The organism is Streptomyces sp. NPDC006365, assembly GCF_042870755.1.
GTDB lineage: Bacteria > Actinomycetota > Actinomycetes > Streptomycetales > Streptomycetaceae > Streptomyces > Streptomyces xiangluensis.
Genome location: NZ_JBIAHS010000020.1, coordinates 132,849 through 145,710, shown reverse-complemented (window position 1 = coordinate 145,710; position 12,862 = coordinate 132,849). Strand labels below are relative to the sequence as shown.

Annotated in this window: 12 protein-coding genes and 1 pseudogene; 4 read left to right on the top strand and 9 right to left on the bottom strand. The window is 69.4% G+C overall.

The window, feature by feature from the left end; translation table 11 throughout:
* Window positions 1–36: 36 nt before the first annotated feature.
* The 3 genes from ACFYO0_RS37880 to clpS all read right to left on the bottom strand — a co-directional run bounded on the left by ACFYO0_RS37880 (window position 37) and on the right by clpS (window position 2,798).
* Window positions 37–1,572: an alanine/glycine:cation symporter family protein gene (locus ACFYO0_RS37880; protein WP_388685499.1), complete on the bottom strand. Its 1,536-nt coding sequence runs from the start codon at window positions 1,570–1,572 to the stop codon at window positions 37–39.
* Between the two features lie 290 nt (window positions 1,573–1,862).
* Window positions 1,863–2,468 carry a DUF2017 domain-containing protein gene (locus ACFYO0_RS37875; RefSeq protein WP_388685497.1) on the bottom strand — a complete coding sequence of 202 codons (606 nt, stop codon included), beginning with the start codon at window positions 2,466–2,468 and terminating at the stop codon, window positions 1,863–1,865.
* 12 nt (window positions 2,469–2,480) lie between these two features.
* The gene (gene clpS, locus ACFYO0_RS37870) at window positions 2,481–2,798 is read right to left on the bottom strand and encodes an ATP-dependent Clp protease adapter ClpS (protein ID WP_388685493.1); all 318 of its coding nucleotides are present in this window, start codon (window positions 2,796–2,798) and stop codon (window positions 2,481–2,483) included.
* A 202-nt stretch (window positions 2,799–3,000) separates the two neighbouring features.
* Here clpS and ACFYO0_RS37865 point away from each other — a divergent pair, with 202 nt between their 5' ends.
* Window positions 3,001–4,329, top strand: coding sequence for a nicotinate phosphoribosyltransferase (locus ACFYO0_RS37865; RefSeq protein ID WP_388685492.1), 1,329 nt, complete (start codon window positions 3,001–3,003; stop codon window positions 4,327–4,329).
* A 188-nt stretch (window positions 4,330–4,517) separates the two neighbouring features.
* Window positions 4,518–5,102 carry a nicotinamidase gene (locus ACFYO0_RS37860; RefSeq protein WP_388685489.1) on the top strand — a complete coding sequence of 195 codons (585 nt, stop codon included), beginning with the start codon at window positions 4,518–4,520 and terminating at the stop codon, window positions 5,100–5,102.
* Window positions 5,103–5,151: 49 nt separating this feature from the next.
* Here the strand turns inward: ACFYO0_RS37860 and ACFYO0_RS37855 are convergent.
* A pseudogene (locus ACFYO0_RS37855) lies at window positions 5,152–5,475 on the bottom strand (hypothetical protein); the annotation flags it as partial.
* 493 nt (window positions 5,476–5,968) lie between these two features.
* Here ACFYO0_RS37855 and ACFYO0_RS37850 point away from each other — a divergent pair.
* Entirely contained in the window at window positions 5,969–6,220 is a 252-nt protein-coding gene (locus tag ACFYO0_RS37850) for a hypothetical protein (protein WP_388685486.1), read from the top strand.
* Between the two features lie 18 nt (window positions 6,221–6,238).
* Here ACFYO0_RS37850 and ACFYO0_RS37845 read toward each other — a convergent pair whose 3' ends face one another.
* From ACFYO0_RS37845 to hppD, 4 genes are all read right to left on the bottom strand, one after another.
* Complete coding sequence (locus tag ACFYO0_RS37845; protein WP_388685484.1) at window positions 6,239–6,874, bottom strand: RDD family protein; 636 nt, start codon at window positions 6,872–6,874, stop codon at window positions 6,239–6,241.
* Window positions 6,875–6,991: 117 nt separating this feature from the next.
* The gene (locus ACFYO0_RS37840; protein WP_388685481.1) at window positions 6,992–8,599 is read right to left on the bottom strand and encodes an RDD family protein; all 1,608 of its coding nucleotides are present in this window, start codon (window positions 8,597–8,599) and stop codon (window positions 6,992–6,994) included.
* A 158-nt stretch (window positions 8,600–8,757) separates the two neighbouring features.
* Complete coding sequence (locus tag ACFYO0_RS37835; RefSeq protein ID WP_388685478.1) at window positions 8,758–10,164, bottom strand: FAD-binding oxidoreductase; 1,407 nt, start codon at window positions 10,162–10,164, stop codon at window positions 8,758–8,760.
* Window positions 10,165–10,238: 74 nt separating this feature from the next.
* On the bottom strand, window positions 10,239–11,384 hold the full coding sequence (gene hppD / locus ACFYO0_RS37830; RefSeq protein ID WP_388685475.1) for a 4-hydroxyphenylpyruvate dioxygenase: 1,146 nt from the start codon (window positions 11,382–11,384) through the stop codon (window positions 10,239–10,241).
* Between the two features lie 121 nt (window positions 11,385–11,505).
* On the opposite strand from hppD, the gene ACFYO0_RS37825 reads away from it, so the two are divergent.
* A complete protein-coding gene (locus tag ACFYO0_RS37825; protein ID WP_388685472.1) occupies window positions 11,506–11,979 on the top strand; it encodes an Lrp/AsnC family transcriptional regulator in 474 nt (157 codons plus the stop codon).
* A 12-nt stretch (window positions 11,980–11,991) separates the two neighbouring features.
* Here ACFYO0_RS37825 and ACFYO0_RS37820 read toward each other — a convergent pair whose 3' ends face one another.
* On the bottom strand, window positions 11,992–12,783 hold the full coding sequence (locus tag ACFYO0_RS37820) for a S16 family serine protease (protein WP_388685470.1): 792 nt from the start codon (window positions 12,781–12,783) through the stop codon (window positions 11,992–11,994).
* Between the last annotated feature and the right edge of the window lie 79 nt (window positions 12,784–12,862).

Sequence of the window (12,862 nt, the reverse complement as noted above, 5' to 3'; positions counted from 1 at the left end):
ACGAGGCGGCCCACATGCTGAACCACAAGGCTCGGATCAGTCGAGCGACTTCTCGGTCTGAAGCTCCGCCTCCGCGTCCGGCAGGCCCGCCTTCCGGCGCCGGACGAAGTCCAGGAAGGAGTTGAGCTCGCGCTTGACGACGGGCGCCAGCAGGTAGAGGCCGATGATGTTGAAGACCGCCAGCGTGAAGAGCGCCGAGTCGGCCAGGCTGATCAGCGTGTCGAGGGAGAGCAGGGAGCCCGCGATGACGAACAGGCTCCAGATGGCCTTGAAGACGATCTCGCTGGTCTGGCTCTTGCCGAAGAGGTACGTCCACGCCTTGAGGCCGTAGTAGCCCCAGGTCAGGATCGTGGAGAAGGCGAACAGCAGCACCGCGACGGTCAGCAGGTCCGGGAACCAGGGAATTACGGTCTCGAAGGCGTCGGAGGTGATGGTGACGCCACCGATGTCCGTGTTGCCCTCGCGGGCCTCGGCCCAGCTGTCCGGGTCGGCGATGATGATGGTCAGCGCGGTCATGGTGCAGATGACGACCGTGTCGATGAACGGCTCCAGCAGGGCGACCAGGCCTTCGCTCGCGGGGTGCTTGGTCTTGACCGCGGAGTGCGCGATCGGGGCGGAGCCCAGGCCCGCCTCGTTGGAGAAGGCGGCCCGCTGGAAGCCGACGATCAGGGCACCGATCACACCGCCCACGACACCCTGGCCGTCGAAAGCGCGCTGGATGATGAGCTGGAACGCGTCGGGCACCGCGGTGACGTTGCTCAGGATGACGACCAGGCAGGCCACGATGTACATGCCGGCCATGGCCGGGACCAGCTTGCTGGTGACCGAGGCGATGGAGCGGATGCCGCCGAGCAGGACGAGGCCGACCAGCGCGGCGACCACCAGGCCGAAGAGGATCGCACCGGCGGAGGAGCCCATGAAGCCGTCCTCGCCGCCGAAGCTCGATGTGACCTGGGCGTAGCTCTGGTTGGTCTGGAACAGGTTGCCGCCGAAGAGGCCGAAGAAGAGGATCATGATGGAGGCCAGGACGGCGAGTACCTTGCCGAACTTGGCGCCGACGCTGCCGAAGCGCTCGGCGAGCCCCTTGGGCAGGTAGTGCATCGGACCGCCGGAGACGGTGCCGTCCTCGTGCTCCTGGCGGTACTTCACACCGAGGGTGACCTCGACGAACTTGGTCGCCATGCCGAGCAGACCGCAGAGGATCATCCAGAAGGTGGCGCCGGGGCCGCCGATGGAGACGGCGACGGCGACACCGGCGATGTTACCGAGGCCGACGGTGCCGGAGACGGCGGCGGTCAGCGCCTGGAAGTGGTTGACCTCACCTGGCGAGCCGTCCTCGTCGTACTTGCCACGGACGACGTCGATGGCGAGCTTGAACTTGCGTACCTGGATCAGCCCGAACCAGGTGCTGAAGACAAGGCCCGCGACCACGAGCCAGGCGACGATGAGCGGGAGGTCGGTGTCGCCGACGGGCACGGTGTAGAAGACGACTTCGCCGACGTTGGTGGCGACAGGTTCGAAGAAATCGCTGACGGCGTCATCGATGGATGTGGTGACGGACTCGAGTGACATACAGGTCTACCTCGGCGGACTGGGGACGTAAGGGCTTATGGCTCAGTAAGGGCCGACGCCGCGAGGGGCAGGCGAGCCGGGGACGGAAGCTCGGGAAGTCTTAGCACAGCTTTTGCGTATGTTTTAGTGACGCGAATCACGCATAAGCGCCCCTGGGGGATGAACCCCAGGGACGCTCACAGGATCGTTATCCGGATTTGAGGTGCCTTTGAGCGAACGCGTCCAAAAACGGATTGACAGGTCAGCAGGGAAGTGCCCGGACGGTCATGACATGAAGGCTCGGACGAACGTCACGACATGAGCGTCTCGACGAGCGTCTCCTGGAGCCCGCCCAGCCAGAGATACGCCATCACCATCGGCTTGCGCGGATCCTCGTCCGGCAGCCGGTAGAGGAGGTCGGTGTCCTCCTCGTCGACGACGTCGAGCCGGGAGCCGATCGCGAGCCGCAGGTCGTTCAGAGCGCCCAGCCACTGCTGGGACTCCTCCGTCGACAGCTTGAGCACCGCCCCGCCCTCGCCCGCCGAGGCGAGCGCGTCCAGGGAGCGGATCACCGCAAGAGCGTTGTCCCGCTTGCCCGCGCGCAGGTCGTTCTCGGTGAAGCGGCGGAACTCCGCGGAGTACTGGCGCTGCTCCTCGGCCTGCTCGGCCGAGGCGGCCTCGACGTCGGGCCCGCTGTAGGCGTCGGGGAAGAGGCGTTGCAGTACGGGGTCGGCGGGCGGCTCGCTGGGACCCTCGGAGAACAGCTCGGCGAGCGGGTCCTCGGTGGCGTCCTCCGCGGGTCCGGGGCCGATGAGCTCCAGGAGCTGAACCGCCAGGGAGCGGATGATGGAGATCTCGACCTCGTCGAGGGCGACGGCCGCGCCGCCGCCGGGGAGCGGTTCGAATTGTCCTGGCATGGAGTGAGTTCGCTACTTCCGGTCCTGCTGGAGGGTGGCCCACAGGCCGTAACCGTGCATGGCCTGCACATCGCGCTCCATCTCTTCGCGGGACCCGCTGGAGACGACGGCACGGCCCTTGTGGTGGACGTCGAGCATGAGCTTGGTGGCCTTGTCCTTCGAGTAACCGAAGTACGTCTGGAAAACGTACGTCACATAGCTCATGAGGTTGACCGGGTCGTTGTGGACGATGGTGACCCAGGGGACGTCCGGCTCTGGTACGGCGGAGACCTCCTCCACCGACTCGGTCTTTTCGATCTCTAGAGGTGCGGGAGCCGTCACATGGCCCATGCTGCCACCAGAGGGGGGTAGGCGGCCAAACGGCCCCTCCAGAACCCCGAGCCCCAGAAATCGTCAGAGTGACGAGATTAGCGGTATCATCCGTTGCCATGCTGCATACACCGGTGGACGCTGTGCCCCATTGCCGCTGCGCGGCGGGCCGGCCCCCCGGCCGGCCCGGGGACACCGGAGAGTCATGTCGAGGAGAGCTTTCGTGGATGTAGCGGACCTGGGGCTGCCGGTGGATGTTCCATCGACGGCACTCTTCACGGATCACTACGAGCTGACCATGCTGCAGGGCGCCCTCGAGGGCGGCACCGCCGGGCGCCGTTCGGTCTTCGAGGTCTTCACGCGCCGGCTGCCGGAGGGGCGGCGCTACGGGGTCGTCGCGGGCACCGGACGGGTGCTGGACGCGGTCGAGAACTTCCGGTTCGACGCGGACGTCCTCGGTTTCCTGCGCGAGCGCCGCGTCGTGGACGAGCCGACCCTCGAGTGGCTGTCCTCGTACCGCTTCAGTGGCGATGTCTGGGGCTACCCCGAGGGCGAGGCCTACTTCCCCGGCTCGCCGATCCTGCGCGTGGAGGGCACGTTCGCGGAGTGCGTGCTCCTGGAGACGGTGATCCTGTCGATCCTCAACCACGACTCGGCGATCGCTGCCGCCGCCTCCCGGATGGCCTCGGCCGCGGGCGAGCGGCCACTGATCGAGATGGGCGCCCGGCGCACTCATGAGCTGGCCGCCGTGGCCGCCTCACGCGCGGCGTACGTCGGCGGCTTCACGACGACCTCCGACCTGGCCGCGGGCTTCCGCTACGGCATACCCACCGTCGGCACCAGCGCCCACGCCTTCACGCTGCTGCACGACAGCGAGCGGGACGCCTTCCAGGCCCAGGTGCACTCGCTGGGCCGGGGCACGACGCTACTGGTGGACACGTACGACGTCGCCGAGGCCGTACGGACGGCCGTCGAGATCGCCGGGCCCGAGCTGGGCGCCGTACGCATCGACTCCGGTGACCTGCTGCTCGTGGCGCATCGGGTGCGGCAGCAGCTCGACGAGCTGGGCGCCACCGACACGAAGATCACCGTGACCTCGGACCTGGACGAGTACGCGATCGCCTCGCTGGCCGCGGCCCCCGTGGACGCGTACGGAGTGGGCACCCAGCTGGTGACGGGATCCGGCCATCCGACGTGTTCGATGGTCTACAAACTGGTCGCCCGTGCCGAGTCGGCGGATCCGAAGGCTCCGCTCGTGCCGGTGGCGAAGAAGTCGATGGGCGGCAAGACGTCCATCGGCGGCCGGAAGTGGGCCGCGCGTCGGCTCGACGATGAGGGGGTCGCCGAGGCCGAGGTGATCGGCACGGGGGCCGTCCCCGCGGGGCTGGCCGACCGTCAGCTGCTGGTCGAGCTGATAAAGGGCGGCGAGGTCGTCGCCCGCGAGCCCCTGGACGTCGTACGCGACCGGCATGCGGCTGCCCGCGCCAACCTGCCGCTGTCCGCGACCCAGCTGTCCCGCGGGGAGGCGGTGATCCCGACGGAATACGTCTGAGCACGCCCGCGTACGCCCGATGCGTGCGCCCGGGTACGCCCCCGTTCACGTCTGTCGGGAGCGGAGCTCCGGACCGGGGTACCCGGGAATCAGCTCCGGACAGCCTTTCCCCGTGGGGGCATGAACAAGCGGGGAACGGGCAATGCAATCGCAACATCAGCGCCCCTCAAGGGGGAAGGACACCGACCATGCGCCGCGCACTGATCGTCGTCGACGTGCAGAACGACTTCTGCGAGGGAGGCAGCCTCGCGGTGCCCGGAGGGGCCGATGTGGCCGCCGCGATCACGGAGCTGATCGGGCAGGCGCCCGCCGGCTACCGCCACGTCGTGGCCACCCGTGACCACCACGTCAACCCGGGCGACCACTTCTCCGAGAACCCCGACTACGTCCACTCCTGGCCCAAGCACTGCGTGGCGGGCACGGAGGGCGTGGGCTTCCACCCGAACTTCGCCCCGGCGGTCGCCTCCGGCGCGATCGACGCGGTCTTCGACAAGGGCGCCTACGCCGCGGCGTACAGCGGCTTCGAGGGCGCCGACGAGAACGGCGTCACGCTGGCGGACTGGCTGCGCACCCGCCAGATCACCGAGGTCGACGTGGTCGGCATCGCCACCGACCACTGCGTCCGCGCCACCGCGCTGGACGCGGCCCGCGAAGGCTTCCGTACGAACGTCCTGCTCGACCTCACGGCCGGTGTGGCCGAGGAGACCACCGAGCGGGCCCTGGAGGAGCTGCGTGAGGCGGGTGTGGAGCTCACCGGGAAGCCCGTGGTCTAGCTGGTTTCGCAGCCTTGGAGGCAGCGGGCTTGGAAGGCTGGCCGGGAGGAGCCGTACGCCGCTTCAGGGCCCGGATGGGGCGCCACAGCTCCGTGGCGGTGGCGGTGGTGTCGCCGGGAGGTGTGCGCCATATGAGGCCGTCGGGATGGTGCAGGACCGCGGTGATTTCGTCCGGGGTCGGCGGCTCGGCGTTGCCGCGCAGGTAGACCGCCCGCATGCCCAGGTTGCGTACCCGTGTCAGCGCGCGGGCCCGGTTCTGTGCGTGGACGAGGATGCGTACGCAACCGGTGCCGCCCATGGCGGAGGGGGTGGGCAGGTTCAACGCCACCACCACACTGCCGTTCGGCAGCTTGCAGAAACCTCCTGCGGCCACATCACACCCCCGTGAGAAACAGTGTCAATAAGAGAGCCACAGGACGCACCTAAACACGATCGGCCGCGACCCGCCAGAGGGTCACGATCGATCAAGATTTGACCTGCGGGAATGTGGTTCAATTCGCCGCGGCCGAGACCTTCACCGTGATCGTCGTGCCATCGCAGGGCTCCTTCACGACCACGATCTTGGTGTCGGTGTCAGTTAGCCGGTACGGAGCACCACGAGGTTGGTGTACCGCTCAACCGGCGCGCCGCACCGTCCAGTAGGTGGACGTCATGATTCCGTGCGCCCCCTGTGCACCGGCACCGTGGGTTAGGTGACGCTTACCGCTCGTTCCACTCGGGCAGACAGCGGAATAGAGTCGGCTGGCGGCGCGCTGGAGATCAGCGGATTGCCAAGTCGACACCGTTGTTGTCGCCCCCTGATTCGTATCCGCATCCTCCCCCTTGGCGAGAGGCACGGGGGGAGACCCCCGACCCGAGGAACGCTCATGCCTCGTCCGACCGCCGCACAGCTCGCCTACGGCTCCTGCACCGTGATCTTCTCCACCCTCGCCATGCTGCTGCTGTCACAGACGAGTTCGGGCCCGGGAATCGCGGTGATCGCGCTCTCCGCCCTCGCCCTCGGTCTCCTCGTGGCCATGACGGTTCCCGTCCCGAAGAAGCCGGCCCCGGTCGCCACGTCCGTCGCCCCGGAGCGTGTCGCCGAATCCGTTCCGGTCGCCAGCGGCAGCAAGCGCTGACCACGGCGCTCGACTGGTTCAGCCGGTGCTGACCACCACGGTCTTCGCCGGCTTGTCGTGCAGGCCCTGCTTGTAGGGCTTGTCGAAGAAGCTCCAGCCACCCGTGATCGCGGTCCAGATGCACGCGCAGCAGAACGCGAACGGCAGCCAGAGGATCAGCGCGCGGGTCAGCGAGTTCTGCCAGGAGGGCGTCGAGCCGTCGTTGAGGTTCGCCACCCGCATGTTGAACAGCTTCTTGCCGAGGGTCTGCCCGTCCCTGGCGGTCAGGACGGTGTCGTACGCGACGTAGAGCACCGCGGCGATCAGGGACTGGCCGAGGGACTCGCTGTACTCGACGGTGCCGCCGTCCACGTCGTAGTCGGTGGCACCGAACGCCCACGCCAGCAGCCACGACACGGCACCCACCAGGATCATGTCGATGAGCCGCGCCAGTACGCGCTTGGGGCTGTCGCCGAGGGGCGGCATCCCGGCGAGGGGCTCGTTGCCGTACGGGCCGCCGCCGTAGGGGTCGCCCGCGTACGGCGGGGGTGTGGCGCCCCCGCCCTCCGAGCCCCTCGGCGGGGTGTCGTACGGAGAGCCGCCGCCCTCGCCGGGTGGCGGCTGACGCTTCTTGAACGGATCGTCTTCCGGGGGCGGCGGCGGCTCGGTCGTCATGTCTCGAGTCGACCGCGAAGCACCCGGCCGCGCAATGGGCGGGGAGCCGTCCGGGCTAGGGCCGCAGAAGCTGACGCATGCGTCAGCGGGCGGGTGGTGCGTGGGCCGGCTCGTGGGTCACCCGGCTACAAACGTGTGCGCCGCCTTGTCGTGCCAGCACTGGCGCCACGGGCGGTCGAACAGACCCCACAGGACACCCAGTGCGCCGACGCCGAGGAGTCCGGGGACGCTGTAGACGAGCCAGCGGCGCAGGGCCGCGCCGAACGACGGGGGCTCGCCGCCCTCGATGTCCCGCACCTGGAGACCGCACAGCTTCTTGCCGAGCGTACGGCCCCACTTGGCGGTGGGCAGCGCCTCGTAGAGGACACCGAAGAGCAGCAGGACGGCGAGGACGATGCCGAGGTACGCGCCCGTGGTGCCGTCCAGCAGCCAGACCGTGACGGTCTCGCCGGACAGCTTGGCCGCGTCGATCTTGTCGTTGACGTGGTCGAGGGCCCTGGTGCCCAGCGGCACTGCAGCCGCGCCCGTCACGGCGACCAGTACGAGCGAGTCGACGAGCCGGGCGGCCAGCCGCTTGCCGAGCCCGGCGGGACGCGCGGACGCCTGCGCCCGGGCTGCGGCCTGGAAGGGGTCCTCGGACACCGGCTTCCAGGGGACGACGGGCGGTTCGCCCTCGGCTCCGGCGAGGCGGTGCACCTGCTGGGCCCAGGAGGGCTGTCCACCGCCGACGCCCGCGGCCATGGGGGTGGACTGCTCGGGCGTGGAAGGGGTGGAGGGGGTGGATCGAGGGGCTGGTGAATTCGTGGACTGGGCGGGTACGGCGGGGCTCTGGGCGCCGGCCGCCGAGGCGGTGCCGCCCTGGGCGAGACCCGCGCGAGCGGCGGCCGGGCTTGCCGCGGTCGAACCCGTCGTCGAGCCTCCCGCAGCCGTGCCCCCTACGGCGGTTCCTCCCGCGGTCGGGCCCGGGACCTGAGGGTCGCGCAGCTGCCTCTGCCGCGGAGTGACGGCACGGAACGCCATCGTGCCCTCCGAAGCGAGAGGGTTACGGGCGCCGGGGACACCGGAGGCTCCGGCCTTGGGCCGGGGCGAGCCGGATCCGGGCGAGGCGTCCTGGGGCGTAGCGGACGGCTCCTCCTCCGAGCCCGCGGCCGGCCGCACCCGCGCCGTGGGCCTGCGGAACACCACCGTGCCGCCGGAAGCCGGAGGCTGCGCCTCCTGGGCGTCCTGGGTGTCCCGTGGCTGGTCCTCGACCCGGTCCTCGGACCTGGGCGCGCGGAACGTGACCGTGCCGTCGGTGTGCTCGGACCTGCCCTCCGGCTGGGTCGGCTCGGACGGCAGGCGCGGATCAGCGGGGGAACCCCAGGAGACCCGGCGGTCCTGCTCACCGCCGAAACCGGTCTGCCGGGAGCGGTCGGCGCCCCACGCGGTCGCGGGCTCGGGGCGGCTGCCGTGCTGGGCCTCGGCGGGCGAGGGGGCCGCGGCGGGCGGGTCCTCGTCGAAGAAGTGCGGGCCCGTCTCCTCCGTGGTGCCGGGACCGGTGGCGGCCGGGGCCGAGCGGCCACCGGGTGGCGTCGGCAGCGATTCGCCGGCGGACGGCGCCGGTCGGCTGGTGCCGGGCACCCACGAGGCACCGTTCCAGTAGCGGACATATCCAGGAATGGACGGGTCCGGGTAATACCCTTCGCGGGGCCTGTCGTCGCCGGGGGCCGGGGTTGGGGCGCTCATGTCCGTCGGTCCCGTATCTGCTCGGGGGTCGTTTGGGGCATCCACATCTATCAGACCGGAGCAAGGGTCACGTCCGGTCCGCCAGTACCTACCCCGTTCGGGCAAGGTTCTGCCACGCCTTCCCGAATACCGGACGGTTTCAACTACCGGACGGCGGCTCAGAAGACCTTGCCGGGGTTGAGGATGCCCAGCGGGTCGAAGGCCGTCTTGATCGCACGCTGCATCTCCACGCCGACCGGGCCGATCTCGCGGGCCAGCCATTCCTTCTTCAGTACGCCAACGCCGTGTTCACCGGTGATCGTGCCGCCGAGTTCCAGGCCGAGGGCCATGATCTCGTCGAAGGACTCGCGGGCGCGGCGGGACTCGTCGGGGTCGCCGGCGTCGAAGCAGACGGTGGGGTGGGTGTTGCCGTCGCCGGCGTGGGCGACGACCCCGATGGTCAGCTGGTGCTTCTCGGCGATCCGCTCGACGCCTTCGAACAGGTCGCCGAGCCGCGACCGGGGCACGCACACATCGTCGATCATCGTCACGCCCCGGACCGCTTCGAGCGCGGTGAGCGACAACCGCCGTGCCTGGAGGAGCAGTTCGGATTCGGCCAGGTCGTCGGCCGGGACGACCTGGGTGGCGCCCGCGGCCTCGCACAGGGCGCCGAGCGCGGCGAGGTCGGCGGCCGGGTCCGAGGTGTCGAAGCCGGCGAGCAGCAGGGACTCCGTTGTCTCCGGCAGGCCCATGTTCGCCATGTCGTTGACGGCCTTCACCGTCGTACGGTCCATCAGTTCGAGGAGGGACGGCACATGGCCGCCCTCCATGATCCGGCACACGGCGTCACAGGCGGCGGCCGCGGAGGCGAACTCGGCGGCCAGCACCAGCTGCTGCGGCGGCTGCGGCTTGAGCGCCAGTACGGCCCGTACGACGATGCCGAGCGAACCCTCCGAGCCCACGAACAGGCGGGTCAGGTCGTACCCGGCGACGCCCTTGGCCGTGCGGCGGCCGGTGTGCATGAGGCGGCCGTCGGCGAGGACGACGTCCAGGCCGAGTACGTACTCGGCGGTGACCCCGTACTTCACACAGCACAGGCCGCCGGAGGCCGTGCCGATGTTGCCGCCGATCGTGCACATCTCCCAGCTGGAGGGGTCCGGCGGGTAGCAGAGGCCGTGTTCGTTCACTGCGCGGGACAGCGCGGCGTTGATGACGCCGGGTTCGACGACGGCGATCCGGTCGACGGGGCTGATCTCGAGGATCCGGTCCATCTTGAGGAGGGACAGCACGATGCAGCCGTCGGAGGCGTTGGCGCCGCCCGACAGTCCGGTGCGGGCGCCCTGCGGGACGACAGGGACGCGCAGCTCGGTGGCGATGCGCATGACGTGCTGGACCTCTTCCACGGTCCGCGGCAGCACGACGACCGCGGGCGTCCCGGCCTCGCAGAAGCTGGCCATGTCGTTGGCGTACGCGACTGTGACGTCCGGGTCGCTCAGCACCGCCTCGGCCGGCAGGCCCGCGAGCAGACGGTCGAGGAGGTTCCCCGTCACTTCGTCACGAGGGGCTTCGATACGGCTCATGATCACAGCGTCGCATCCGCGGACGACGGTGTGAAGCCCACCTGCACGAGGGGCCAGGCGGGCCACCGTGGAACCGGACGTCAGAGATTGCCCCGCTTCTCCTGCTCCCGCTCGATCGCCTCGAACAGGGCCTTGAAGTTGCCCTTGCCGAAGCCCATCGAGCCGTGGCGTTCGATGATCTCGAAGAAGACGGTCGGGCGGTCCTGGACCGGCTTGGTGAAGATCTGCAGCAGGTAGCCGTCCTCGTCGCGGTCGGCCAGGATCTTCAGTTCGCGGAGGGTGTCGACGGGGACGCGGGTGTCGCCGACCCACTCCCCCAGCGTGTCGTAGTACGAGTCGGGGGTGGCCAGGAACTGGACTCCGGCCGCCCGCATGATGCGTACCGTCTCGACGATGTCGTTCGTGTTCAGCGCGATGTGCTGGACGCCGGCGCCGCCGTAGAACTCCAGGTACTCGTCGATCTGGGACTTCTTCTTGGCGATGGCGGGCTCGTTGATCGGGAACTTGACCTTGAGCGTGCCGTCCGCGACGACCTTCGACATCAGCGCGCTGTACTCGGTCGCGATGTCGTCGCCCACGAACTCCTTCATGTTCGTGAAGCCCATGACCCTGTTGTAGAAGCCGACCCATTCGTTCATCCGGCCGAGCTCGACATTGCCGACGCAGTGGTCGATGGCCTGGAAGGTGCGGTGGGCGGGCGGCTCGACGATCGGGTCGGCGCTCACGAAGCCGGGCAGATACGGGCCGTCGTACCCCGTCCGCTCGACGAGGGTGTGCCGGGTCTGCCCATATGTGGCGATCGCCGCGAGGACGACGGTGCCGTGCTCGTCCTTCACCTCGTACGGCTCCTCGACCGAGCGGGCGCCGTGCTCGATCGCATACGCGTACGCCCTGCGCGCGTCCGGGACCTCGATGGCGAGGTCGACCACACCGTCGCCGTGCTCGGCCACATGCTCGGCGAGGAAGTGGCCCCAGGTGGTGGCGGGCTTGATGACGGAGGTGAGGACGAAGCGCGCCGAGCCGTTGGTCAGGACGTACGAGGCGGTCTCGCGGCTGCCGTTCTCCGGTCCGGAGTACGCGACGAGCTTCATCCCGAAGGCGGTGGAGTAGTAGTGCGCCGCCTGCTTTGCGTTACCGACGGCGAAGACGACCGCGTCCATTCCCTTGACCGGGAACGGGTCTGCATCGCGCGCGGTACGAGGGGTGTGGTGGATGGTCTCAGTCATGGCGATACGCTCCCTCCGTTCCGCAAGGTGCGCAATAGTTGGCGTATTCACTGGACAACATGCGCAGCGACTGGCCCATACGATCGGGACTTCTGTACAGGATGACCACCGGGAGACCTCCATGGGGATCGATCAGCTGGACGGCCGGCTCCTCGTGCTGCTGGCCGAGGAGCCGCGGATCGGGGTGCTGGAGGCGTCCCGGCGGCTCGGTGTCGCCCGCGGGACGGTCCAGGCCCGTCTCGACCGCCTGCAGTCGAACGGCGTCATCCGCGGATTCGGTCCCCAGGTGGACCCCGCGGCACTCGGGTACCCCGTCACGGCGTTCGCGACCCTCCAGATCCGGCAGGGTCAGGGGACGGACGTACGGGCGCACTTGGCGACCGTGCCGGAGGTCCTGGAGCTGCACACGACGACGGGCAGCGGCGACATGCTGTGCCGTCTCGTCGCCCGCTCCAACGCCGATCTTCAGCGGGTGATCGACCGGGTCGTCGGTTTCGACGGCATCGTCCGGGCCTCCACGGCGATCGTCATGGAGAACGCGGTTCCGCTGCGGATCATCCCGCTGGTGGAGCAGGCGGCGGAGGACCGGGATTAGCCGGGCGGGGGTTCAGCAGCTGGGGACGGAGCCGGTGCCCGTCTCCAGGGCGCGGAGGGATTCGACCGTGTCCTTCAGCGTCGTCACCGGGATCAGTCGCAGCCCCTTGGGCAGCTCCGACTCCGCGTCCGAGCACTCGGCCTTCGGTACGAGGAAGACGGTCGCGCCGTCGCGTTTGGCGGCCTGCGTCTTGAGAGCGACACCGCCTACGGCGCCCACTGTGCCGTCGGCGTCGATGGTGCCGGTGCCCGCGATCGTACGGCCGCCGGTCAGGTCGCCGCCGCTGCCGTCACCGTCCAGCTTGTCGACTATGCCGAGCGAGAAGAGGAGCCCGGCACTGGGTCCGCCGACGTCGGCGAGCTTCAGGGTGACCTTGACGTCGTCCGGGTCCTCGCCGAGATAGTCCAGCGCGGCCTCGGTGGCCGTGTTCTGGGACTCCCGCATCTCCCTGGCGTTGTGCTCCTCGATCTCCTTGACGGTGTCACCGCTCGGGTACACGGAGTCCCGCGGCATCACGGCCCGATCCGTGTCGAACCACCCGTCGATCACATCAGGCAGGCGTACGTCCGCATCGGGCCCGGTCGCCACGATGGTCGTCATCCGCAACTGCCCACGCGTCCGGTGAGTCTCCGTCCCACTGATGGTGATCACCGGCTCTCCCCGGTTCTCCCCCAGCACATCCGCCGTCATCCCCGGCTGAGCCACCGCAAACGGCAACGGCACGAAAGCCGTCACGGCCAGCAGAGCCACGACGGGCAGAGCACAAAGGGCAACGGCTCGGGGGCGCGAGAGCTGAGAGAGCACGGGATCAATCTAACGCCAGGACGAATTCCAGCCGCAGGCTGGTGGGGCCTTGCGACCCCGCAGGGGCACGGGGCTGTAT